The organism is Flavobacterium hydrocarbonoxydans (assembly GCF_009789235.1).
GTDB lineage: Bacteria > Bacteroidota > Bacteroidia > Flavobacteriales > Flavobacteriaceae > Flavobacterium > Flavobacterium hydrocarbonoxydans.
In genome coordinates this window covers 47,715-68,819 of sequence record NZ_WSTB01000012.1, presented here as the reverse complement: position 1 = coordinate 68,819, position 21,105 = coordinate 47,715, and the positions used below count along the sequence as shown (strand labels likewise).

Here is a 21,105-nt window from a genome sequence, read left to right as displayed (position 1 = left end):
TCACTCCAATTTAGAAAGCCTTTCCGGATAAAACCGTTGAAAGGCTTTTTTTATGCTTGTTTTTATCCCTTGAAGGGTTTAAAACCCTTCAAGGGATAAAACTACAACTCCACGTATGAGGTTCGGAACGTCAAATTTGACGTTCGAGACCTCAAATTTGACGTTCCGAACCTCAAATTTGACGTTGGCAACCTCATTTATGACGTTCGGAACCTCAAATTTGAGGTTAGCAACCCCATGTATGACGTCTGGAACCTCAAATTTGAGGTTGTCAACCCCATGTATGGGGTACAAACTTCCATGTATGGGGTTCGGAACCCCAAATTTGAGGCTGAGAACCCCAAGTTTGAGGTTCAAACTTCCAAATTTGAGGTTCGGAACCCCAAATTTGAGGCTGGCAACCCCATGTATGAGGTTTCGAACCCCAAATTTGGACCTCTTAGCCTCATGTATGGAAGTTGGAACCCCATACATGAGGCTTCGAACCTCATACATGAACCTTTTAGCCTCATATATGGAGTATTAAACCTCTTATATGGACCTTTTGACCCCATCTATGGAAGTGAGAACCTCATATTTGGAAGTTGAAGCCTCATAGAGTAAGTACTGAACCTCAAAAATGGAAGTGTATGTTATGGAAGTTTTTTATAAAGAAGCGTAAATGCAAAAAAGTCTTTATAGCGATTTTATTTGTGCTGTAATTTATAGTATATTAGCTTAAATATAATAGGTTTTTATTAGACATAAAGACTTTAGTTAAGTAATTTTAAGTGTTTTATTATGAATGTATTAAAGAAAATTACAGGTTGGTTTTTATTTTTATTTGCAGGATGTTTATCCTTAGCATTATTAATGAGTTCACTAAATGCAATTGTTCCAACGATAAGCGAATTTAAGGAATCAACAGCAAGTGGTCTTGGTTACTTAATGGGGTCTTTACTTGTGATTTTTGTTTTTGGATTACTAATAAAGTATATAGCTAAACTGGGCTTAAAAATGATTAAATCAAAAGTAATTGTTGAAGATTCTATTGATGATATTGGTGCTTTATAGTTTATTATTGGAATTATTTATAAGAAACAATCTATTCTTACTCGGTAAATTTCAGTATAACTTAAAAGAATAATAAGCTATGGACAAGGAAGACTGGAATGTAATGGTAATGCCGCCTTTTTATTTTAAATTTACTAGTATTACAAATAGCTGACCCAAGTTACCAACTAACATAAAACAATATAAAGAACAGCTGAAGCAAAAAGAAAACATGAATGAAGAACAATTAGTATTGTGGAATACTATTAAAAATTTTGAATTGGATGATCCGGATGTTTCGCTGAGTTTTACTGACAGGCTTGCCAGAGAAAACGGCTGGACAATTGAATATTCGATCCGGACGATTTTAGAATATAAAAAATTCATTTTCCTTTTGACAATTGCAGATCATCCCCTAACACCATCAGATCAGGTAGATCAGGTCTGGCATCTGCATTTGCTTTATACCCAGTCTTATTGGGAAGATTTTTGTGGAGATATCCTTAAAAGAAAGATTCATCACGGACCAACCAAAGGTGGTGATACCGAAAAAAGTAAATTCACAGATTGGTACGACAAAACAAAACAATTGTATCTGGAAGTTTTTAAAAATCAAGCCCCTCATGATATATGGCCGTCAAGTCAAATAAGATTTACGGAGATTAATTTTGAACGGGTAAACCTGGATAAAAACTGGATCATTAAAAAGCCATTTTAAATGAAATATTTGACAGAACTAACTCCTGCCGAAATACTTGTATTGACCAAAGAAAGTGTAACGCACAAGGAACTTTTAAAAATAACATTTATTGATTTGTTATTCAAACAGGTTTTAAAAATCATTGAAGTAGAAAGAAAACCTCATGTAAGGCAAGACACCAGAGTTTATGAATATGTGGTGGCAGGGCCAAACTTTAAATCCTATCCATCTAAAAACCACGAACGAATATTCCTGTCCAGTTTTGATCCTTATGATAGTGTTCCGATATTGTTTCGGAATTTGGTGAAGATAGGATATCAAAAATCAAGAACATTAGAGGAGTTAAAGAATGATGTGATTAAAACGCCAGCTCTAAGGAAATGCTTTCATCAAAACTTCTTTCAGAAAATGTTTTATGGATACAGTCTTACAGAATATGGTACTGAACTGAAAAGAAAGATCAAAAAAGAAATTCAGGATGCAGGCAATCAATTGTCAGGATTAAACAGTATCGAAAACCAGAAAGCGGTTGAACTCATACAACTGATTGGTGCTAATATCTTTATTTTGGTCAATATAGACTATGGACTCTTGCACCAGATAGATATGGACTTAGGCTTGGAGACTACGAAGATAAATACACTTAATTCAGGTTCAGGCTGTAGTGGCTACAGTTCCGGTTTTGATCACTTTTCGGTGAGTTTTGATAGCGGCTGCAGTGGTGACAGTGGTTGCGGAAGTGGCTGTAGCGGCTGCGGAGGTTGTGGGGGAGACTGAAATATGAATTTGAAACATTTTCCCCAATGCTATCTACATCAGAAAACAACAAGTATCCCAACACGAAAGAGTTGGGATATTTTTTTATACCTCATTCTAATAGCATAGCATGCAGTTAATTATGAAATTTCGGTTTTAAATTATATAACATAGGAATTTTGCTTTTTACCGAATTTTGGAATACAACTAACTGGAGTATTCATTTAAATTGATTTAGTCATGCCAGATCCAAGAATTAAAAACGAAGAACAATACAGAGCTTTGCTTGAAAAAGGATATAGCAAGCAAAAATCGGCTCGTATTGCAAACACACCTGATGCGGGTGTAAAAGGCGGCAAAGCAAAACCATACGAGCAATGGACAAAAAAAGAACTTAGCGTACAAGCCCGAAACGTAGGTATTGCAGGCCGCTCTAAGATGAAAAAGAATGAAATAATTGAGGCTTTACGCCATAACTAAACATTCGGTATAAAAACTTCGTCAACATAATCTTTCACTAAAATAAGCTATCATGAATGCAGCGGCTAAAACAGAGAAACTGGTTAATCAGTTGCTTAAAACCCCACATTTAGTACTCGAAAAATTAGATTTGGTATATGTAAACAATCAAGAGCTGCCAATTGAAAGATGCAGGGCAGAGGAAGGGTTTGTTTATAAAAAGAACGGACGCTGCATTAAGCAAAAAAGCGAACTGAAGCGAATTAGCAGTCTGGTGTTGCCACCGGCTTGGGTAAATGTGCAAATTTCGGATCTAAAGAACGGGCATTTGCAGGCAGTGGGACTTGATGATAAAAACAGAAAGCAATACCGCTATCACCCAAAATGGAATCTGATTCGAAATCAAACCAAGTTTTATAAAATAGCCGAATTTGGAAACAAGTTACCCGCCATCAGAAAACAAGTCGATAAAGATTTGGAACAAAAAGAATGGGGCAAAGAAAAAGTCGTAGCCCTTGTCATCAGGCTGATGGAGGAAACCCATATCAGGATAGGTAATGAGAAATATGCAAAAGATAATAAATCATACGGGCTATCGACCTTAAGAAAGCGTCATATCAACATCAATAAGAACTCACTCAAGTTTGAATTTATTGGTAAAAAGGGGAAACAGCATACGATTACGACCCGCAACAAACAATTGGTGAAACTAGTAAGCAGATGCGAAGAAATTCCGGGTTGGGAAGTCTTTAAATATTATGATAAAAATGGCGAACGGAAAGTGTTAGACAGCCACATGGTCAATCAGTATTTGCATAGTATTTCAGGAGAATATTTTAGTGCCAAGGACTTTAGAACCTGGGCCGCATCGATTATATTCTTTGAAACGCTAATGGGTTTTGGCATCACTTCGGATGAAAAAGAAATCAAGAAAAATATACTGGAAGCCTATGATGTTACGGCAGAAGCATTAGGCAATACCAGAAACGTTTGCCGCAATTATTATGTGCATCCCTTGCTGGTTACTACCTATGAAGATGGTTCCATCAAAAAATACTTTGATAAGGCAAAGAAAAGCCGAAGTAATAAGAAATATTTTTCCCGTACGGAAATAGCATTCTCAGAACTGATTACGAACTATCAAATCAATTTATTGTAAAACCGGATTTGTAGCGTTAATAAAAGAATCTATTGAGTTAATGTATCTCTTTTAAAAATAGGAAATTTGAGTAACAAACTAAATCATTATTAACTAAAAAATCAATATTATGTTACGTTGGACAGTCATTTTTATTATTCTTGCTATAGTAGCCGGAATATTTGGTTTTGGTGGTATTGCCGCTGGAGCCGCTAGTATCGCGAAGGTATTATTCTTTATATTTCTAGTCTTATTTATCCTATCACTAATAAGCGGAAGAAGAAATATTTAGTTGAAAATATAAATAGAAGATAGAACAAATAAAAAACGACACATATATCCTGATAAATGTGTCGTTTGTATTTTTAAAATAATAAAATTATGGGAACAAAAAGCGGTGCTTACCAGGATGTTTATATCAAAAGAGAGGATGAAATGGTAAGTTTAAAAAATGATGTAACAGATTTTTGTGAGAAATATATAAAGCCAGTCCATCCTAAAAACTGGGATTGGTCCACACGTGATTTTGACAATCCTGATAACGACCCAACCGTAGCCGAGGCCAGAGCTATTGCTAATGTAGTCTATAAAGATTTGCATGATGAGAAAAAAACAGATGTAGATCTTTCGACCATGAATAATGTAGAAGCGATAAAAGCATACCTAAATCCGAAAAGCAAACACGAAGCATTCAATATGGAAGAGTTTGCTTTTGCCTTGAAAGTAGAATTAGAACATGGCAAAATAAAAGATGTAAATGTAACCAATAATCATCCGTTTTTAACCGCTATGATTGCCCTGGCACACATGACCGAAAGTCTGACGTATTACAAAAGACTGAAAATCATGGAAGCCGAAGGAGAAATTTATGAAATCCTACGCAAGATTGAAACGGCAACTACCGGAAAAGAAAAATGGTACAAAGAATTAGGCAAAGCCGAACTGGAACTTACAGAAGCCAGAGCCGGTCTTGCAGAACGCCTTGAAAAAATGGATGATATTCCGCCTTTGGAAATCATTGGCGATTAGATAAACGCAAAAGCCTCTTCGTAAAAAGAGGCTTTTTTATAGATTGATTTTATAAGAATTAATTGGTTTTACGAATTACTAAACTGAAGATTGCTTAGGTTTTTATAAATTCCGTTTTCAAGACTTATTAATTCCTGATGGGTTCCTTCTTCGGTAATTTTTCCGTTATCCAAAACTAATATCTTATCCGCATTTCTAATGGTAGAAAGGCGGTGTGCGATGATGATACTGGTTCTTCCTTCCATTAAAACTTCCAATGCTTCCTGAACTAATTTTTCGCTTTCACTATCCAAAGAAGAAGTGGCTTCGTCCAGAATTAAGATACTTGGATTTTTAAGCAAAGCTCTTGCAATAGCAATACGCTGGCGTTGTCCTCCGGATAATTTTACCCCGCGTTCTCCAACCAGGGTTTCGAATTTCTCAGGGAAACCTTCGACAAAATTCCAGGCATTAGCTTGTTTAGCAGCCAGGAAAATTTCTTCGTCTGTAGCATCAGGTTTACCGTAAGCAATGTTTTCTCTAATGGTTCCTCCAAACAAAATTACATCCTGAGGAACGATACTCATATTGCCACGCAGATTTTCTAAATCATAATCGTAAATGTTTTTCCCGTCAACCAGAATTTCTCCTGAAGTTATATCGTAGAAACGTAATAATAAAGATGATATAGTCGATTTTCCTGCGCCACTAGGCCCTACAATTGCTATCTTCTGACCAAAATCAGCAGTGAAATTGACATTTTTAAGAACCTGAATTTCTTTTCGTGAAGGATAACTGAAAGCAACGTTCTGAAAGGAAACTTTTCCTTTGATTTTTTCTACAGCAGCTCCTTTTCTATTGGCATTAATTTCTTCCGGAGTTTCTTCTAATAATTCAAAAACACGTTCTGTAGCACCCACTGCTTTCTGAATCTGAGCATACATTTCGGCAATACCGCCAAAAGAAGCACCGATAAAAGTTGTATAAAGTACAAATGAAATTAAATCTCCAACACCCTGAACTTCTCCTTTTATAGTCAATGTAATACCATACCAAACGACAGCCACTACACAGCCAAAAAGACATAGAATGATGAAGGATGCGAAATAACCGCGGTATTGTCCGCCTTTAATCGCGATTTTTACAATTTCTTTAATTTTGTTTTTGTAACGCTCGATTTCATACCATTCATTAGCAAAAGCTTTTACATTACTGATTCCCTGTAAAGTTTCTTCGACAATAACCTGACTTTCTGCCACTTTATCTTGTGTTTTCTTTCCGTATTTACGAATAAAACGACCAAAAATAACGGCAGCAACAGCTACTACTGGTACAATAGCCAACATCATCAGGGTTAGTTTTGGGCTAATGCTTCCCAGAATAACAAAACCTCCAATAATTAAGATAAATTGTCTTAGAAATTCGGCAATAGTAGTAGTAAAAGTATCCTGCAATTGCGAAATATCGGCACTGATTCTACTATTCAATTCTCCAACACGCTTTTGTGAATAGAAAGACATGGGTAGTTTTACCAGATTTTCATACAAAGCAAAACGAATATTAGATAAAGAGTTTTCGGTAAAATTTACAAAAAGAGATATTCTGAAGAAGGAAAAAACGGCTTGTAAAACCAGTATTCCCATTAGTGTTAATGCTATTTCGTTGGCTTTATCCAGATCTTTATTCGTCACACAATCAACTAACATTCCCATTAATTTAGGAAAAGCCAATGCTGTTGCGCTAGTTAATAATAAAAATAGGAGTCCGACGAAAAATTTCCATTTATGGTTTTTAGCATATTTAAAAATTCGTAAAGCTTTTTGAAGTGAATTAGAATCTAATTTAGCTTTAGGTAAGTCATTTTCTTGAAATCTTGCCATTTGAATATACAATTAAGGTATGCAAATGTATGACTATAGGTAGTGATTACAAAAGAATGTTAACATTTAGCCTTTGTATTTTAACAATTAAAACAATAAGGTTCTGAAATCTTATTTTTAAGTAAAAAATAAACTCCTGTAAAAGAGGGTAATAAAAAATAAATGTAAAAATATTTCATTTTTTTTCGAAATATCCTTGCAAATACAAATTCTAGCTGTATATTTGCACACCTTTAAACAAAGGGCGATTAGCTCAGCTGGTTCAGAGCACCTCGTTTACACCGAGGGGGTCGGGGGTTCGAACCCCTCATCGCCCACAAACTTCCAAAAACTCCAAAATCATTTGATTTCGGAGTTTTTTTTATTTTATAGGCTTATGGAATTTACTGTTTATATTTTATTTAGCGAAAGCAAGAATAAATTTTATATAGGATATTCTTCTAATTTACAAGAAAGAATTATTCGGCATAATCAGAAAAGTAAAGGATTTACTGGAAATGTTAATGACTGGAAAGTTGTTTTTACTGAGAACTACGAATCAAAAGATTTAGCTCATGAAAGAGAATTACAAATTAAATCTTGGAAAAGCAGAATCAAAATTCAAGAACTAATTTCAAAAAATTAACGCAGCTGGTTCAGAGCATTCCGATTCTTCATCGGAAGTGGTCGGGGGTTCGAACCTTCCGATGAAAAATCGGAACAAGCTATCATCGCCCACCAAAAAACTCCTTAAGAAATTAAGGAGTTTTTTTTATGCTCTTTTTTGCGGTTACATATTTTTAGAAATTTCAATTTTCTAAAATTCCAAATTCCAAACGAATCAATATAATAAACACGAAAACGGATCAACACGAAAACCTGTCAAATAACAAAAATTAGGATAAATATTAGTTAACCAAAAAAGGAAAAAATAGTGTAGTAAAGATAATTTCTATCTGTTATTACTCTTTTATGTTTAATCTGTTACTTTTAAATGCTGAATTTGCCCATCCACAATATCAAAGTGAAATTTTAGCGAGATAGGGCTTCCTGGGAATTTTCCTGAACATTCTGCAGTTAAGATGCTTGTTGTACCGTTTTCGGTATATTCCAGTGGTTTCATCACTGATTGGTAGTTCTTGTTTGAGTGATCGATCCAACGTTCTATTTCAAGTCTTCCATTATGCGTTTTACCTTCGTCAAACACTTCGGCAGTTTCTGAAAACAAATTGGCATAAGTCACAGCGTCAAATTCGTTCTGTGCTTTAATCAAGTTTGTTAATACTTTTGGTAAATTCATTGTTATTATTTTTAAAGATTATTAAATTGTTGGTACAGTACCGCCATCGATTACATATTCAGTTCCTGATAAATAACTGGCTCTTGGAGAAACAAGAAAACCAACCAATTCAGCTACTTCTTCTGGCTCAGCGGGTCTGCCGTACGGTATTCCGCCCAATGCGTCCATTACTCCTTGCTGTGCTTCTTCGACAGTACTATTGGCGTTTCTTGCAATCTCAGCCAACCAGGCTTTCGATGCTCCTGTATTGATCCATCCGGGAGAAACAGTCAGTACCCGAACACCTTTAGGCGAAACTTCATTCGATAAACTTTTACTATAGTTTCTTAATCCCGCTTTTGCAGCCGCATAAGGCAAAGTGGAGTCATAAAGTGGCAGTATTCCCTGGATAGAAGCGATATGAATAATAACTCCGTTTTTTCGATCTATCATTTGAGGTAAAAAACCTCTGTCCAGTCGAACCGGAGCAAGCAAATTAGCCTGTAGAGTTGATTCCCAATCTTCATCAGATAATGCTGTAAAGCCACCGGCAGGTGTTGTTGAAGAACCAAGATTGTTCACCAAAATGTCAAGCCTTCCCTAAGACGACAGCACTTCGGTGACAACTTTTTGTGTTCCTTCTGCTTTACTCAAGTCGGACGGAATAAAATGCAGCTTGCTGTTTTCTTTATCCGGTGTGTTTCTTGCAGTAATAATAACCGTTGCCCCAGCTTGTAGCAGCCTTTCTGCAATTGCTCTTCCGGCTCCTTTTGTGCCTCCTGTTACTAAGGCAATCTTCCCTGATAATTCATTTTGATAATCCATTGAATGTTGTGTTTTAAATTTCTATTGTACAAATCTCGGAAGTATGTTACTTCCTCACAAGTACGGAGTTACGATTCAGATAGGGATAAATTATTCCCCTATTGCACATATAGGAACATAGGATTACTTTTGTAATATGTATGAAAGAAAAACAATCCCTAACTTAAACTGCGGGCTTGACCTGATAGGTGAAGTGCTTTACGGCAAATGGAAGATACGTTTGCTTTGGTTTATTAATGAAGGCCATAAAAGACCAAGTGAATTGCAGCGTAAAATACCGGATGCTTCACGCAGGGTTTTAAATATTCAGCTGAAGGAGTTAGAGGAACATGAACTTGTTTCAAAAATTATTTACCCCGTTGTACCTCCTAAAGTCGAATATAGTCTGACAGATTTTGGAAAAACACTAATTCCTGTAATTTCAGCTATTGGAAATTGGGGAGATGAGCATGAAGAACGTTTAAGATCGCTCATTTTAAAACGCTTAGATCAAAATTAAGATGTAGAAAAATGGATACTCTTTTTGTTTTACATGCAGTTTACTTGTTCTATTTGCACTAATCTTATAATTCTTTATATCAGTTATTTATAAAAATTTAAGCCTTTAAAAAAAGTCAAAATTACAATTAAGTGTTTGGTTGCATTCCCTGAAAACCCACTAAGAAACTCGTTAATTTTTTAATGCGTTTTTTTTGCTCTGGATTGAGGAAAAAATATGTAAGAAAATTATGTTTTATTTAACTTGAGCCATAGATATTATTAACATTTAATAAAACAAATTAATATAGGTTTGATATAAACAATCAATTCTATATTTATGAAAAAAAAATACTTAATCATTGCAATGTTATTTTCGATTTTTGTTGTTAAGGCACAAGATGATCACGCTGAAAATGAAAAGAAAAATGAATTAAAATTAAATGTGTTAGTACCTCTTTCTGGTGCATTTGAAGGGACATACGAAAGGAACTTGAATAAAAAATCCTCAGTAGGGGTTTCTGTTTTTACAGTATTTAATAATGATAAATCACACGATGATTTAAATTATTCTGTATCGCCCTATTATAGAAGATATTTCGGAAAGAAATTTGCTTCCGGTTTTTTTGCCGAAGGATTTGGAATGTTAAGTTCAATTGACGGAAAAAAAATATATGATATAAATGATAATTCAGTATTTACTGAAGGTTCTGATGTTATTGATTTTTCCCTTGGTTTAGGCTTAGGAAGTAAATGGGTTACTAAAAGTGGATTTATTTTTGAAATCAACGCTGGTTTGGGAAAACTTTTATTTAATGCTGATAAGACTGACCACACCCAAGTTGCGAGATTTGGTTTTCATGTAGGCTATAGATTTTAAAACAATAATTAAATAAAAACTTTTACAAAGCTGCTGGATTCTAGTGGCTTTGTTTATTAATTACTCATTTAGAATATTTAAATTGAATTTTTTATTAAATTCTTTTTCCCCTTTAGAGGTTATCATTAATGCTCTTGAGTTAGCGATTTTTCTAATCCAATCTAATGCTAACATTTTATTTAAAAGAGCAGTTGCCAGTGAACCAGAAAGATGATCTTTTCTTTCGCTCCAATCTAAACAAGGCTTTGCAAATGTTCTTCTTTGCTTTTTTAATTCTAAAAGGTCAATTCCAAAATCTTCGAAAAAAATTTCACCTTTTTCAGTAATTAGATATGCTTTATTTTCTAGTTTAAGATAATTTTCCGACAGCAATTTTTCCGTAATTTTTACACCAATTTTTCCAGCTAAATGATCATAACAGGTTCTACAGTGTTTAATATTAGAATTGTTAGTGAAAATTTTTCTATGCTTATCTTTAGGAATTAAGTTTGCAATTCCTTCAATAGCCGAAGCTACTTCTTGATTTGAGATTTTGTAATATTTATGCCTTCCCTGGCTTTCGACACTCAAAAGTTCTGCATTTACCAATTTTGACAAATGGATACTAATATTTTGAGCCGATGTTTCTACGATATTAGATAATTCGATAGCAGTGTAGGCTCTATTGTCAAGTAAAGTCCATAAGATTACAGACCTCATTGGGTTTCCTATCAAAGCACTTATTTCGCTTATTTCATTATTCATACGATTACAAACATTGTTAAATATAAAATTAAGTGTTAAAGATAATGCGTTTTTACATTTGCGAAAAATTTTATTCAAAATGAAAAAAACAAAACTGATTTTACTAATAGTTTCTATGACTTTTGGCCAATTATTTTCACAAAACAAAAATGACAATTCACAATTTAATCAAACTAACACTATGGAAATTTTAAAAATTCAAAGTCATATACCAAATTTAGAAATAGCAATCCATCATGTTGCACCAAATGTTATTTCAAACGACTATCCAGTTCTTTTTCTTCACGGTTCAACATTTCCTACAGCACTTTCTTTTGGTTTTAAAATGAATAATATTTCCTGGATGAGTAGTTTATCCTCTAATGGTTATGATGTTTACGGGCTTGACTTTTTAGGATATGGAAATTCTGACCGCTATCCTGAAATGGAAAGTACCTCTAAAGGAACTAAGGTTGTCGGGCGCGCAACTGATGTTTGTTTGGATGTTGTAAAAGCAGTTGAAATGATTTTAAAGAAAACAGGTAAAAATAAAATTTATTTAATAGGACATTCCTGGGGCGGAACAGTTGCTGGCTTGTTTGCTACACAATTTCCTGATAAAATAGAGAAACTCGTATTATTTGCAACAATAACGTCTAGAAATGAGACTTCTGCGATTGAAAACATTGAAGGTTCTTATGACGAAATGACACCGAAAGAAAGAATTGAAAGAATGAAAAATTTAACTCCAACGGGTAAAATTTGTCGATTAGAACCTGAAATTTTTGAGAATTGGGGGAGTATTTGGGCAAAAAGTGATCCTTTAATTGCCAAATCAAAAAATGAAAGCATTCGTTTTCCATCTGGACCTTCGCAAGATGTTGAAGATTTAATGCACAATAAACCGTATTTTAATCCTAAGGATATTAAATCCAAAACATTGATTATAAGAGGCGAATGGGACAAGTATCCAAATAATATCGATGCTGAAAATTTATTTACTGCTTTAGAGAATGCGCAGTCAAAAAAATATGTTGTTATTGAAAGCGGTACCCACGTTCAGCATTTAGAAAAAAGCAGAAAGGATTTATATTATGAAACGCTTTCTTTTCTAAAACAAGGAGCTGATTTTAATGAAACGAACAAACATAATATTGCTGTAATTTTTGAAGTAATTCCAAAAGCCAATCACAAACAAGAATATTTGGATATTGCTTTAAGCCTGAAACTAGAATTAGAAAAAATAAAAGGATTTATTTCAATAGAAAGATTTCAAAGTATTTATAACCCAGAAAAAATACTATCATTATCTTTTTGGGAAAACGAAAAAGCAATTGAAGAATGGCGCAATCTTGAGATACATAGAAACGCCCAATCTAAAGGCAGAGAATTTGTTTTTAAAGATTATCATTTACGAATAGCTCAGGTTATTCGGGATTATGGAATGTTCGATAGAAGTGAAGCACCAAATGACAGTAAAAAAGTTAATGAATAATAAGAGCTATTAAGTGTTCGATTGTAGTCTCTGAAAATCTGCAGAATTTACAAAGCCTCCAAAGTCATTTGATTTTGGAGGCTTTTTTTATTTCAAATTTCGTTCTTTCAAAAGCTGTTCTAATTCCTCTTTATTATGCTTTGGTTTATTGATTAATTTATAAACCAAAAACAAAGGAATGAGTGTTAAAAATCCCCAAGTGTTTTTAATAATGCTGTAGAAAATAACTCCTATAAGAAACCCAATAAGTAAAGCATCCGTTATCGAAGCTGTTTTTGCTTTTTTAGCTTCTTGTAATAATTCCTGATCTGTCAGTTCTGATAGGTTTCTTTGTTTCATCTCTGTTATTTATTCAATTATTTTTTCAGTGTTTCAGCAATCTTAGCACTTTAAATACTATTGATATTCTTAACGAAAATAGGAAATATATTGGAAATTAGCGTAATATGTTATTATCTGCATTTATTTCTCCCTAAAATTGGTTTCTAAAAATTTAAAAACCAAATCAAAATGTTTTAATGGTTCAGTATGCCCACCATCAATTGCAATATGTTCAGAATAATACTTAAACTTGTTGGCCTTGAGTCGTACCATCATACTTTCAGCCATAGGGGTTGAAGGACAAATTTTGTCTTTCGTTGCCGAAAGCAGCAAAATGGGACCTTTTATGTTTTCTACTTTTATCACGGCTTTTTCTACTGCAATGGTATCTTTTAGCATGGCTGTAAAGGTGCCTCGTAAATCACCTTTCATCAAAAAAGGAATGGCTTCATCATTCACGGGTACAAAAGGTAATTCCTTATTTTCATAAGTCCAGGTAGAAGTTGTGAAGTGATTGGTATTGCCCGGAAAGGTTACATTACTGGCTACTATTCCCACAACACAATCAATATCCTGGTAATAACTTCCTAAAAGCAAAGCCAGATCTGCGCCTCTGGAACCTCCAACAACTGCAATTTTTCTTTTGTTTATTTTTTTATTTTTAGTTGCAGCTTCTATGGCATAATGAACATCTTCAATCGCAATTTTTTGCAGCGTATCTGGCGTTCCTTTGGCTCCAAAATAACCAATTGCCAAAAAAGCGTAACCCTGCTCTATAAACTGATCTCTGGTTTTTTTCCAATAGTCGCTTGACCAGGCATTCCCGCCTTCTGAACCGCCAAGCCCCACAATTAATGGTTGATTATTGCCTTCGCCTAAATATAACTTACTCTCAACATTAGGCGTTGCTAAAGTAATTTGAGAAAAAGAGTTGGACGAGATTATCATCAGAAGTCCAAAAAAGAAGTATTTTACATTTTGCATTTCGTTTGTTTTTAAATATTGAAATACAAAGTTGGGTATTAAATTTTTCCGGATTTTTGACCTATATCAAAAAATCACTTTTCGGCCCGAATCCTGCTTAGCGTTTCCTGCGTGATCCCTAAATAAGAGGCTATCATCCCTAAGGGAATCCGTGCATAAATATCTTTATAAGTAAGACAAAAATGCTCGTATTTTTCTTTTGCAGTAGTAAATCGTAAAGAGGTAATTCTTTCAACAAAATGCCCGAAAACAGTGCCCATAGAGAGGCGGGAGTAGCGTTCCACTTCAGGGAAATTATCCAGCAGAAATCCTAAGTCGTTAACATGCAGACAAAAAACATCCGTATTTTCAATGGCGTCAATATAATAGATATCGAGTTGTCTCTGCATAAAACTGCGTGGGGAATTGACCCATTCGGCTTCGCTGCAAAAATATTCACTGATTTCTTTTCCGTCTTTGATAAAGTAGGTTCGCAAAAGTCCTTTTTGAATAAAATAACTTTTGGTGCAAATAGTATCAGCATCATGAATGAGTTCTCCTTTTTTAAAAGTCTTAAAAACAATTCTGTTTAAAAGCTCTGTTTTTAAAGTATCACTCAGTTTAATATACTTTTCAAAGTGTCGGATTATTTCGTTTGCCTGTTCGATTTTGGTTCTTTTATAGTTTGTTGTTTAAGTAATCAGTCTGGCTAATATACCAAAATCTTCTATAATAAATACTCAATCAATCCCAATCAAAAGATCGTTTTCTTTAATTTGTAAATAAAAACGTAGCTTTCAGAAGTATAAAAAGAGTGTAAACTGTAAAATGTTTAACTTAAAGGTTTTATAGCTAAAAAGATTTGATTTTTAAGATTAATTCGGTTTAATTTGTCAAAATAAATCAATTTTTATGCTTCCTGAAATTCAAAACCTACACAATGTTTGGTTTTCTAACAGAACAGTTAAAACAACCGCGCCATCGAATCAGGTTTCATTTGATGAACTTACAAATTCAATTATAAGTACCGGGCCATTTTCGTTTTATATCATTGATTTTTTTGATATGTCGCTTTCGAATATCAGTCCTTCTTTATCTGAAATGCACGGATTTGATCCTGAAAAGGTAACATTTAATGATGTTCTGGGGGCAATTCATCCAGATGACATAGAATTTGTCGTTAAGGCCGAAGCATTTTTAACCCGGTTTTTTTATGAGAATGTTGGGAGAGAAAAATTATTGACCTATAAAATTAGTTATTGCCACAGAGCCAGATTACATGATGGAGAATATGCCTTATTCAATCATCAGGCCCTTATGCTAACTATGGATGATGCCGGAGGTTACGGAAAGTCGTTAAACATTCATACCCGGATTGATCATCTTACGAATTTGAATACCTACAAAATATCCCTTATCGGATTAAATGGGGAACCCTCTTTTATAAATTTAAGTCTTGATGAAAATGATCAGAACTTTAAGGAATTTTCTAAAAGAGAAATTGATATTATTAAGCTTATCGCAAATGGTTTAAGTAATGCTGAAATTGCGGAAGAGCTTTTTATCAGTGCCCTAACCGTAAATAAACACCGCAACAATATCCTGGCTAAATCAGATTCTAAAAACACAGCCCAACTGGTAAAAAAGTGTATTCTTCAAGGATTAATTTAAAATGATTATTTAGGAAAATACTCCAAAAGGGGTATTTTTTTTGATTTTTAGATGGTCTAAATTTGTTTAAAACAAAGAATCAATTCAACATAGATTTTTTAGTTTTTAAACATTCTATTCTTTAATCAACTATTTAAAATAGTCAGTTAATCCAAAAACGATATGCCAGATAAAACATTAATTCTCCAGATATTTTTATTGTTATTTTTTATTTTAGGGTATTCTTTATATTTTTTTAATGTTAGAAAGAAAACAATTAGATATAAAAAATCAGACATGAGTTTGTCTTTTTTTAGTTTTCCCGGTACTATAAATGCTTATTTTGAAGAGAAATCGCAAGAACAGCGTTTTCGCAGGGCATTTGCTGCGGATAAAATTGTAAACGAAATGAGCAAGGAAACCGTTTATAAGATGCCCATGTTTTCAGACATTGAGCTAATCGAAAATGAAAACCATTTGTTGATAAAAGGCGCAGTACGAAGTCTGGCAGCTGTTTGTTATGAATTTTCGAACATGGAACAACTTCCTGATGGTTATTGTGTACAGCTGGGAGAATGGAAATTAGTGGTCAAAGAAGATATCATAAATTGCAATCGTGAAAACAAAACCATCATGATGCCTCCTGATTACTGGTTATTTATGAGCAGTAAACTAAGAGATAGTATTTATGCTGATGATGTACATCCTTATGTGTACGTTTACGAACCCTTTACTTTCAAAAAAGTCTTAGCATACGGAATAGGAGTGGAAGCAACAGACTGGCATGAGTTTAATGATATAACTATTTAAAAAAAATAAAGGCTGCCCTGAAACAGAACAGCCTTTTCTCAAAAAACTAACAACCAATTTATTTATTTTTTATCTAAATCTTGTTTCAGCATTTTTGCATGTTGCAAATGTGCTGTAAGTCCAGCGATATTATTTGAAGCCCAAACTCTAACCTCTTCATCTTTTGCATTTTCTGATGCTTTAGTTAGGTCATCAATAGCTTTTTCATGGCCATCAATCATCATATCGGCAAACTTTTTATCAAAATCAAGACCTGATTTTTCGTTTAATTTATTGTATTCTTCTTTACCATCTTCGGTGATAGAAGTAGGCAGAGTAAAATTTTTGCTTTTTGCAAGAGCACTTACTTCCGAAGCTGATTTTGTATGTTCATCAACTAACATTTTACCAAACTTTTTTACTTCGGGGTTTGTACTTTTTATTTGAGCTAATTTTCCAATTTCTATTTCTGCCAAATTCACTTCGGCAATATCAACTAAAAATTCTGAATCATCTTTTTTATTTTCAATAGAGTCAAATTTTGCTTCATTTGAATCTTCGGCTACTTCTTTTGGATCTTCTTGTTTTGTTTCGTTTTTACAGGCATTTAAGAATATAATAATAAGCCCTGCACCTAAAATGATTTTGCCTGCTGATAGTAACTTTTTCATGATTATGTGGTTTATATGTTATGATGTAAAATTACCAAGACAACTGTAGTTTTTCTTACAGGATTTTAGAATAATATTACAGAATTTGAATATTCCTTTTTTGGAGAGAAGAATTTAGGAGGGAAGTATTGTATTTATAGCTTATGCGAAATAAAAAATAAATTACTTTATTTAAAATAAAAATAACGCTTTGTATTTTCTAAAACCTGCGATGTGTTTTATAAAGTAAGTTACATACTTTATAAACCTGGCTACATGATTTGTAAACCTAGCTATATACTTTATAAAGTTAGCAACATACTTTGTAAAGTAAGCTACATACTTTATAAACCTAGCTACATGATTTGTAAACTTAGCAATGTGTTTCGTAAATATGGTAATGTATTTTGTAAACCTAACGATATACTTTATAAACTTAGCAACATACTTTGTAAACTTAGCAGTGTACTTTGTAAAACTTACGATATACTTTATAAAACTACCTTCCTCATTTGTAAAACTAGCGATGTGTTTTATAAATCTTGCGATGTATTTTATAAAAGAGGTAATGTGTTTCGTAAATTAAGGAATCTATTTGTTGAAATTTTAAAATTTAAGGTAGTATGAAATTAATTGCTTAAAATTTTCATGATTCGATTTTCAATAGCTGTCTCAGAATCAGAATGTCCTGCGTCTTCAATATACAATACTGAATTGTTCAGGTTGTTATGTAGTGCTATGGCATCTGTAACAGGACAAATAGCATCACTTTGTCCGTGAATAATTGCGGTAGGAATCTCCTTTATAGCTTCAATATTATTTAGAATATAATCTTCATCTATAAAACAAGCATTACTTAGATAATGCGCTTCCATAATAGCTAAAGATTCATACGGAAATTCTGTTAGAAGGAGTTCAATTTCGGGCTTTGTTATTCCTTTTTTAAAAATAGACAGCTCATAAAAAGCCCATTCATAACAATAAAAGGCTTTGCTTTCGGGTGTTCCGTGCAACATTTGATCTAAATAATATTCGGCAATAGTTTGAGGGGTATCCAACGGAACATTTTGTTTAAAACGCTTCCATTCATTCGGAAATTCCTTTTCAACACCTCCGTTTAAGTAGTGATCAATAGCGCTGTTATTGCCTAAGAAAATGCCACGCAATAGTAAACTTTTAATTTTATCCGGATTCTGAATTGCAAACACCAAACTTAATGTTGTACCCCACGAACCACCAAAAACAGCCATCTTATCAATGTTCAGATGAAGTAAAAGAGTATTGATATCATTTACTAAATCCTGTGTAGTATTCTCTTTGATCTCCCCAAAAGGCTCACTTTTTGAAGCTCCTCTCTGATCAAAGAAAATAACTTTGTGTTTATCAAAATCAAAGAAACGTTTATCATGCTCAGAAAAACCAGCTCCCGGACCACCGTGAACAAATAAGTAAGGTTCTGCAGCATCATTGCCGCAAACTTCATAATAAATGTTGTGAAGTTCACTAACCTGAAGATACCCTTTCTGAATTTTATATTCTTGCATTAATTTTTAATTTATTTTAAAAAAATTAGGGTCTTGTATTTTATATCCAAAGCAAAAAAACTCTGAACCTTTGTGCCTATGTACCTCTGAAGCTAAAAAAAAACTACTTCAAAATCAATTGCATAAAAACCAAATCCAGCCAATGATCAAATTTATAACCCACTTCCCGAATTGTTCCGGTGATGACAAAACCAAAACGTTCATGAAAAGCAATACTTCCGGCATTATCAGCATCAATAGCACCAATCATTACGTGATAACCTTGCTCTTTTGCTAATTTTATAAGCTCTTTTAGTAATTGCGATCCAATACCTTTACCGATCGCTTCTTCAACCACATAAACAGAATGTTCTACGGTATATTGATAGCCAATTTTTTCACGAAAAGAACCGTAGCTTCCAAAACCCATCACTTCACCGTCTAAATCAGCTACAATTACCGGAAGATTTTTAGCCATTTTATCCGTAAACCATTTAGTTTGTACTTCTAAAGTCTGAATTTCATAACTATAATTCGATGTCGTATGCAAAATTGAATGATTAACAATCGCTAGTATTTTTTCCAGATCTTGAAGCGTTGCGGGTCTTAGTTTTAGATTCATTTGGTTTTTTTTGAAGTAATTTATGCGTTTACAAAGATATTCTCTTTTTCTAAAATCCAGGGGTAATATCTCGCTATTTATGCCCAAAATCAAATGTGAAGTTTGTAACTTTGTAGTATCAAAAAGAAATCTTTCATTTTTAGGTTTTCTTTAAAAAATAATACGCCAGAAGAATGATTTACCCCAAAATACCGCTTGCTCAAAGCATAATCGAAATTTGTTTAGCCAAAGGAATCACCAATATTATTATTTCTCCAGGATCCAGAAATGCTCCACTAACAATTGGTTTTGCACAAAATCCAAATTTTAAATGTTACAGCATAGCTGATGAGCGGTCTGCTGCATTTTTTGCATTGGGAATTGCGCAGCAAACCCAACAGCCAACGGCAGTTGTTTGTACATCGGGATCTGCTTTATTAAATTATTATCCGGCTGTTGCAGAGGCTTTTTACAGCCAGATTCCTTTCCTAGTGATTTCTGCTGATCGTCCGCAAAACAAAATAGATATTGGCGACGGACAAACCATTCGTCAGCAAAACGTATTTCAGAATCATTCGGTTTTCAATGCCAATTTAACCGAAGAAGCTTCAGAAGAAAATGATTTAAAAATCAATAAAGCTATAGAGACTGCTATACTTCAAAAAGGCCCTGCACATATCAATGCACCTTTTGAAGAACCTTTATATGAAACCGTTGAAACATTATCGGTACAACCAAAAATAACGACTGAAACTCATATTGCAGCCCCTGAAACCATAGAAAACATTGATGAAATAATTTCTATATGGAATTCAGCCAAACGCAAACTGATTTTAGTAGGTGTAAATGAAGCGCATACAATTCATCCGGATATTATTGAAAACTGGGCCAATGATCCTTCAATAGTAGTACTGACCGAAACCACTTCAAACCTGTATCATCCTAGCTTTGTTAATAGTATCGATACTTTAATTACTCCTTTTGATGATGCTGCATTTGAGGCATTTGAACCCGAAATTTTAATCACTTTTGGCGGAATGATTGTTTCAAAAAGAATTAAGGCTTTCCTCCGAAAATATAAACCGGAACACCATTGGCACATTGATACTTTACGTGCCTACGATACTTTTAATGCGCTGACAAAACATATTATAATGCAGCCGAATACTTTTTTTAGCGATTTATTAGCTAAAACTATTATGGTAGAAAGTGATTATTTTGCTAAAATCAGCAACATCTACGAATCGCGAAAAATTAAGAAGCAGGAATATCTGAATACGATTCCATTCTCTGATTTTAAGGTTTTTGAAAAAGTCATAGCTTCTTTACCACAAAACAGTCAGTTACAGATTAGCAATAGTTCTGCCATACGATATGCACAATTAATTGATATTGATCCTACAATAGAAGTGTTCTGTAATCGTGGAACCAGCGGAATCGACGGAAGCACATCAACAGCAATAGGAGCAGCGGTTGGTAATCCTAAACAAACTGTTTTCATTACTGGAGATATTAGTTTTTTATACGATAGCAACGCTTTATGGAATAGCTATATCCCTGAAAACTTCAAAATTATTTTAGTTAATAATGGAGGAGGAGGTATTTTCAGGATTTTGCCGGGTCACGAAGAGAAACCTGTATTTAATACGTATTTCGAAACCTCGCACCACTTAACGGCAGAGCATTTGGCAAAAATGTACGATCTTAATTATAGTGTAGCCAATGATGTAATTTCTTTGGAAGAAAAATTAATTGCGCTGTATAATGACAATTCAAAACCTGCAATTCTGGAAATTTTTACCCCCACTTTAGAAAATGATAAAATTTTAAAACAGTTTTTTAAGGAATTGGTTTAATACAGGATTAAAAGTTTATTTAAGTCTTTTTGTCTATACCATAACTTTTTTGCTTTACCATTTTCAAACTTCGTACATTTGCAGCTTAGAAACTCAGCTGCTTTTCAGCTTAGAACCTTAA

General features: G+C 33.7%; 24 protein-coding genes, 1 tRNA gene and 1 pseudogene. 15 read left to right on the top strand and 11 right to left on the bottom strand.

Annotation, left to right across the window (positions count from 1 at the left end; all coding sequences use genetic code 11):
- Window positions 1-78: 78 nt before the first annotated feature.
- Window positions 79-495 carry a hypothetical protein gene (locus GON26_RS18295; RefSeq protein ID WP_160376214.1) on the bottom strand — a complete coding sequence of 139 codons (417 nt, stop codon included), beginning with the start codon at window positions 493-495 and terminating at the stop codon, window positions 79-81.
- Between the two features lie 285 nt (window positions 496-780).
- On the opposite strand from GON26_RS18295, the gene GON26_RS18290 reads away from it, so the two are divergent.
- The 7 genes from GON26_RS18290 (at window position 781) to GON26_RS18260 (ending at window position 5,114) form a co-directional block, all read left to right on the top strand.
- Window positions 781-1,053, top strand: a complete 273-nt coding sequence (locus GON26_RS18290) for a hypothetical protein (protein ID WP_160376213.1) — start codon at window positions 781-783, stop codon at window positions 1,051-1,053.
- A 211-nt stretch (window positions 1,054-1,264) separates the two neighbouring features.
- Window positions 1,265-1,750: a glycine-rich domain-containing protein gene (locus tag GON26_RS18285; protein WP_160376212.1), complete on the top strand. Its 486-nt coding sequence runs from the start codon at window positions 1,265-1,267 to the stop codon at window positions 1,748-1,750.
- Window positions 1,751-2,509: a hypothetical protein gene (locus GON26_RS18280; protein WP_160376211.1), complete on the top strand. Its 759-nt coding sequence runs from the start codon at window positions 1,751-1,753 to the stop codon at window positions 2,507-2,509.
- Window positions 2,510-2,728: 219 nt separating this feature from the next.
- The gene (locus tag GON26_RS18275; RefSeq protein WP_160376210.1) at window positions 2,729-2,968 is read left to right on the top strand and encodes a DUF7218 family protein; all 240 of its coding nucleotides are present in this window, start codon (window positions 2,729-2,731) and stop codon (window positions 2,966-2,968) included.
- Between the two features lie 52 nt (window positions 2,969-3,020).
- The gene (locus tag GON26_RS18270; RefSeq protein WP_160376209.1) at window positions 3,021-4,106 is read left to right on the top strand and encodes a DNA topoisomerase IB; all 1,086 of its coding nucleotides are present in this window, start codon (window positions 3,021-3,023) and stop codon (window positions 4,104-4,106) included.
- A gap of 109 nt (window positions 4,107-4,215) precedes the next feature.
- Window positions 4,216-4,377 carry a DUF1328 domain-containing protein gene (locus GON26_RS18265; RefSeq protein ID WP_160376208.1) on the top strand — a complete coding sequence of 54 codons (162 nt, stop codon included), beginning with the start codon at window positions 4,216-4,218 and terminating at the stop codon, window positions 4,375-4,377.
- Between the two features lie 89 nt (window positions 4,378-4,466).
- A complete protein-coding gene (locus GON26_RS18260) occupies window positions 4,467-5,114 on the top strand; it encodes a DUF5661 family protein (RefSeq protein WP_160376207.1) in 648 nt (215 codons plus the stop codon).
- 68 nt (window positions 5,115-5,182) lie between these two features.
- Here GON26_RS18260 and GON26_RS18255 read toward each other — a convergent pair whose 3' ends face one another.
- On the bottom strand, window positions 5,183-6,973 hold the full coding sequence (locus GON26_RS18255) for an ABC transporter ATP-binding protein (RefSeq protein WP_160376206.1): 1,791 nt from the start codon (window positions 6,971-6,973) through the stop codon (window positions 5,183-5,185).
- A gap of 242 nt (window positions 6,974-7,215) precedes the next feature.
- Between GON26_RS18255 and GON26_RS18250 the strand changes: the two genes are divergently transcribed.
- Together GON26_RS18250 and GON26_RS18245 are read left to right on the top strand one after the other, a co-directional pair.
- Window positions 7,216-7,290, top strand: a tRNA-Val gene (locus GON26_RS18250).
- Window positions 7,291-7,349: 59 nt separating this feature from the next.
- Window positions 7,350-7,598 carry a GIY-YIG nuclease family protein gene (locus GON26_RS18245; RefSeq protein WP_160376205.1) on the top strand — a complete coding sequence of 83 codons (249 nt, stop codon included), beginning with the start codon at window positions 7,350-7,352 and terminating at the stop codon, window positions 7,596-7,598.
- Window positions 7,599-7,928: 330 nt separating this feature from the next.
- Here GON26_RS18245 and GON26_RS18240 read toward each other — a convergent pair whose 3' ends face one another.
- Window positions 7,929-8,252, bottom strand: a complete 324-nt coding sequence (locus GON26_RS18240; protein ID WP_160376204.1) for a nuclear transport factor 2 family protein — start codon at window positions 8,250-8,252, stop codon at window positions 7,929-7,931.
- A gap of 21 nt (window positions 8,253-8,273) precedes the next feature.
- A pseudogene (locus GON26_RS18235) lies at window positions 8,274-9,056 on the bottom strand (SDR family oxidoreductase).
- 136 nt (window positions 9,057-9,192) lie between these two features.
- Between GON26_RS18235 and GON26_RS18230 the strand changes: the two are divergent.
- Window positions 9,193-9,555 carry a winged helix-turn-helix transcriptional regulator gene (locus GON26_RS18230; protein WP_160376203.1) on the top strand — a complete coding sequence of 121 codons (363 nt, stop codon included), beginning with the start codon at window positions 9,193-9,195 and terminating at the stop codon, window positions 9,553-9,555.
- A gap of 318 nt (window positions 9,556-9,873) precedes the next feature.
- Window positions 9,874-10,413, top strand: a complete 540-nt coding sequence (locus tag GON26_RS18225) for a DUF3575 domain-containing protein (RefSeq protein ID WP_160376202.1) — start codon at window positions 9,874-9,876, stop codon at window positions 10,411-10,413.
- Window positions 10,414-10,473: 60 nt separating this feature from the next.
- Here the strand turns inward: GON26_RS18225 and GON26_RS18220 are convergent, their stop codons facing one another.
- Entirely contained in the window at window positions 10,474-11,157 is a 684-nt protein-coding gene (locus GON26_RS18220; protein WP_160376201.1) for an ArsR/SmtB family transcription factor, read from the bottom strand.
- A gap of 79 nt (window positions 11,158-11,236) precedes the next feature.
- Between GON26_RS18220 and GON26_RS18215 the strand changes: the two genes are divergently transcribed.
- A complete protein-coding gene (locus GON26_RS18215) occupies window positions 11,237-12,631 on the top strand; it encodes an alpha/beta fold hydrolase (RefSeq protein WP_160376200.1) in 1,395 nt (464 codons plus the stop codon).
- Window positions 12,632-12,718: 87 nt separating this feature from the next.
- Here GON26_RS18215 and GON26_RS18210 read toward each other — a convergent pair whose 3' ends face one another.
- The 3 genes from GON26_RS18210 to GON26_RS18200 form a co-directional block, all read right to left on the bottom strand.
- Window positions 12,719-12,970, bottom strand: coding sequence for an FUSC family protein (locus GON26_RS18210; protein WP_160376199.1), 252 nt, complete (start codon window positions 12,968-12,970; stop codon window positions 12,719-12,721).
- A gap of 123 nt (window positions 12,971-13,093) precedes the next feature.
- A complete protein-coding gene (locus GON26_RS18205; protein ID WP_160376198.1) occupies window positions 13,094-13,936 on the bottom strand; it encodes an acyl-CoA thioester hydrolase/BAAT C-terminal domain-containing protein in 843 nt (280 codons plus the stop codon).
- Between the two features lie 74 nt (window positions 13,937-14,010).
- Window positions 14,011-14,412, bottom strand: coding sequence for a Crp/Fnr family transcriptional regulator (locus tag GON26_RS18200; RefSeq protein WP_160376197.1), 402 nt, complete (start codon window positions 14,410-14,412; stop codon window positions 14,011-14,013).
- Between the two features lie 415 nt (window positions 14,413-14,827).
- On the opposite strand from GON26_RS18200, the gene GON26_RS18195 reads away from it, so the two are divergent.
- Together GON26_RS18195 and GON26_RS18190 are read left to right on the top strand one after the other, a co-directional pair.
- Window positions 14,828-15,586, top strand: coding sequence for a LuxR C-terminal-related transcriptional regulator (locus GON26_RS18195; protein ID WP_160376196.1), 759 nt, complete (start codon window positions 14,828-14,830; stop codon window positions 15,584-15,586).
- A 276-nt stretch (window positions 15,587-15,862) separates the two neighbouring features.
- Window positions 15,863-16,375, top strand: a complete 513-nt coding sequence (locus GON26_RS18190) for a hypothetical protein (protein ID WP_160376195.1) — start codon at window positions 15,863-15,865, stop codon at window positions 16,373-16,375.
- A 62-nt stretch (window positions 16,376-16,437) separates the two neighbouring features.
- Here GON26_RS18190 and GON26_RS18185 read toward each other — a convergent pair whose 3' ends face one another.
- The 3 genes from GON26_RS18185 to GON26_RS18175 form a co-directional block, all read right to left on the bottom strand.
- Window positions 16,438-17,025 (bottom strand): DUF4142 domain-containing protein, encoded by a 588-nt coding sequence (locus GON26_RS18185; protein WP_160376194.1) that lies wholly within the window; start codon window positions 17,023-17,025, stop codon window positions 16,438-16,440.
- Between the two features lie 608 nt (window positions 17,026-17,633).
- The gene (pip, locus tag GON26_RS18180; RefSeq protein WP_160376193.1) at window positions 17,634-18,548 is read right to left on the bottom strand and encodes a prolyl aminopeptidase; all 915 of its coding nucleotides are present in this window, start codon (window positions 18,546-18,548) and stop codon (window positions 17,634-17,636) included.
- A gap of 103 nt (window positions 18,549-18,651) precedes the next feature.
- On the bottom strand, window positions 18,652-19,149 hold the full coding sequence (locus tag GON26_RS18175; RefSeq protein ID WP_160376192.1) for a GNAT family N-acetyltransferase: 498 nt from the start codon (window positions 19,147-19,149) through the stop codon (window positions 18,652-18,654).
- A 173-nt stretch (window positions 19,150-19,322) separates the two neighbouring features.
- Here GON26_RS18175 and menD point away from each other — a divergent pair, with 173 nt between their 5' ends.
- Window positions 19,323-20,984 carry a 2-succinyl-5-enolpyruvyl-6-hydroxy-3-cyclohexene-1-carboxylic-acid synthase gene (gene menD / locus GON26_RS18170; RefSeq protein ID WP_160376191.1) on the top strand — a complete coding sequence of 554 codons (1,662 nt, stop codon included), beginning with the start codon at window positions 19,323-19,325 and terminating at the stop codon, window positions 20,982-20,984.
- Window positions 20,985-21,105: the final 121 nt, after the last annotated feature.

Excerpts from the sequence above, each read along its gene's own strand:
- GON26_RS18295 (WP_160376214.1), bottom strand. The coding sequence starts at position 495 with ATGTATGAGGTTCGAAGCCTCATGTATGGGGTTCCAACTTCCATACAT.
- GON26_RS18290 (WP_160376213.1), top strand. The coding sequence starts at position 781 with ATGAATGTATTAAAGAAAATTACAGGTTGGTTTTTATTTTTATTTGCA.
- GON26_RS18285 (WP_160376212.1), top strand. The coding sequence starts at position 1,265 with ATGAATGAAGAACAATTAGTATTGTGGAATACTATTAAAAATTTTGAA.
- GON26_RS18280 (WP_160376211.1), top strand. The coding sequence starts at position 1,751 with ATGAAATATTTGACAGAACTAACTCCTGCCGAAATACTTGTATTGACC.
- GON26_RS18275 (WP_160376210.1), top strand. The coding sequence starts at position 2,729 with ATGCCAGATCCAAGAATTAAAAACGAAGAACAATACAGAGCTTTGCTT.
- GON26_RS18270 (WP_160376209.1), top strand. The coding sequence starts at position 3,021 with ATGAATGCAGCGGCTAAAACAGAGAAACTGGTTAATCAGTTGCTTAAA.
- GON26_RS18265 (WP_160376208.1), top strand. The coding sequence starts at position 4,216 with ATGTTACGTTGGACAGTCATTTTTATTATTCTTGCTATAGTAGCCGGA.
- GON26_RS18260 (WP_160376207.1), top strand. The coding sequence starts at position 4,467 with ATGGGAACAAAAAGCGGTGCTTACCAGGATGTTTATATCAAAAGAGAG.
- GON26_RS18255 (WP_160376206.1), bottom strand. The coding sequence starts at position 6,973 with ATGGCAAGATTTCAAGAAAATGACTTACCTAAAGCTAAATTAGATTCT.
- GON26_RS18245 (WP_160376205.1), top strand. The coding sequence starts at position 7,350 with ATGGAATTTACTGTTTATATTTTATTTAGCGAAAGCAAGAATAAATTT.
- GON26_RS18240 (WP_160376204.1), bottom strand. The coding sequence starts at position 8,252 with ATGAATTTACCAAAAGTATTAACAAACTTGATTAAAGCACAGAACGAA.
- GON26_RS18230 (WP_160376203.1), top strand. The coding sequence starts at position 9,193 with ATGTATGAAAGAAAAACAATCCCTAACTTAAACTGCGGGCTTGACCTG.
- GON26_RS18225 (WP_160376202.1), top strand. The coding sequence starts at position 9,874 with ATGAAAAAAAAATACTTAATCATTGCAATGTTATTTTCGATTTTTGTT.
- GON26_RS18220 (WP_160376201.1), bottom strand. The coding sequence starts at position 11,157 with ATGAATAATGAAATAAGCGAAATAAGTGCTTTGATAGGAAACCCAATG.
- GON26_RS18215 (WP_160376200.1), top strand. The coding sequence starts at position 11,237 with ATGAAAAAAACAAAACTGATTTTACTAATAGTTTCTATGACTTTTGGC.
- GON26_RS18210 (WP_160376199.1), bottom strand. The coding sequence starts at position 12,970 with ATGAAACAAAGAAACCTATCAGAACTGACAGATCAGGAATTATTACAA.
- GON26_RS18205 (WP_160376198.1), bottom strand. The coding sequence starts at position 13,936 with ATGCAAAATGTAAAATACTTCTTTTTTGGACTTCTGATGATAATCTCG.
- GON26_RS18195 (WP_160376196.1), top strand. The coding sequence starts at position 14,828 with ATGCTTCCTGAAATTCAAAACCTACACAATGTTTGGTTTTCTAACAGA.
- GON26_RS18190 (WP_160376195.1), top strand. The coding sequence starts at position 15,863 with ATGAGTTTGTCTTTTTTTAGTTTTCCCGGTACTATAAATGCTTATTTT.
- GON26_RS18185 (WP_160376194.1), bottom strand. The coding sequence starts at position 17,025 with ATGAAAAAGTTACTATCAGCAGGCAAAATCATTTTAGGTGCAGGGCTT.
- pip (WP_160376193.1), bottom strand. The coding sequence starts at position 18,548 with ATGCAAGAATATAAAATTCAGAAAGGGTATCTTCAGGTTAGTGAACTT.
- GON26_RS18175 (WP_160376192.1), bottom strand. The coding sequence starts at position 19,149 with ATGAATCTAAAACTAAGACCCGCAACGCTTCAAGATCTGGAAAAAATA.
- menD (WP_160376191.1), top strand. The coding sequence starts at position 19,323 with ATGATTTACCCCAAAATACCGCTTGCTCAAAGCATAATCGAAATTTGT.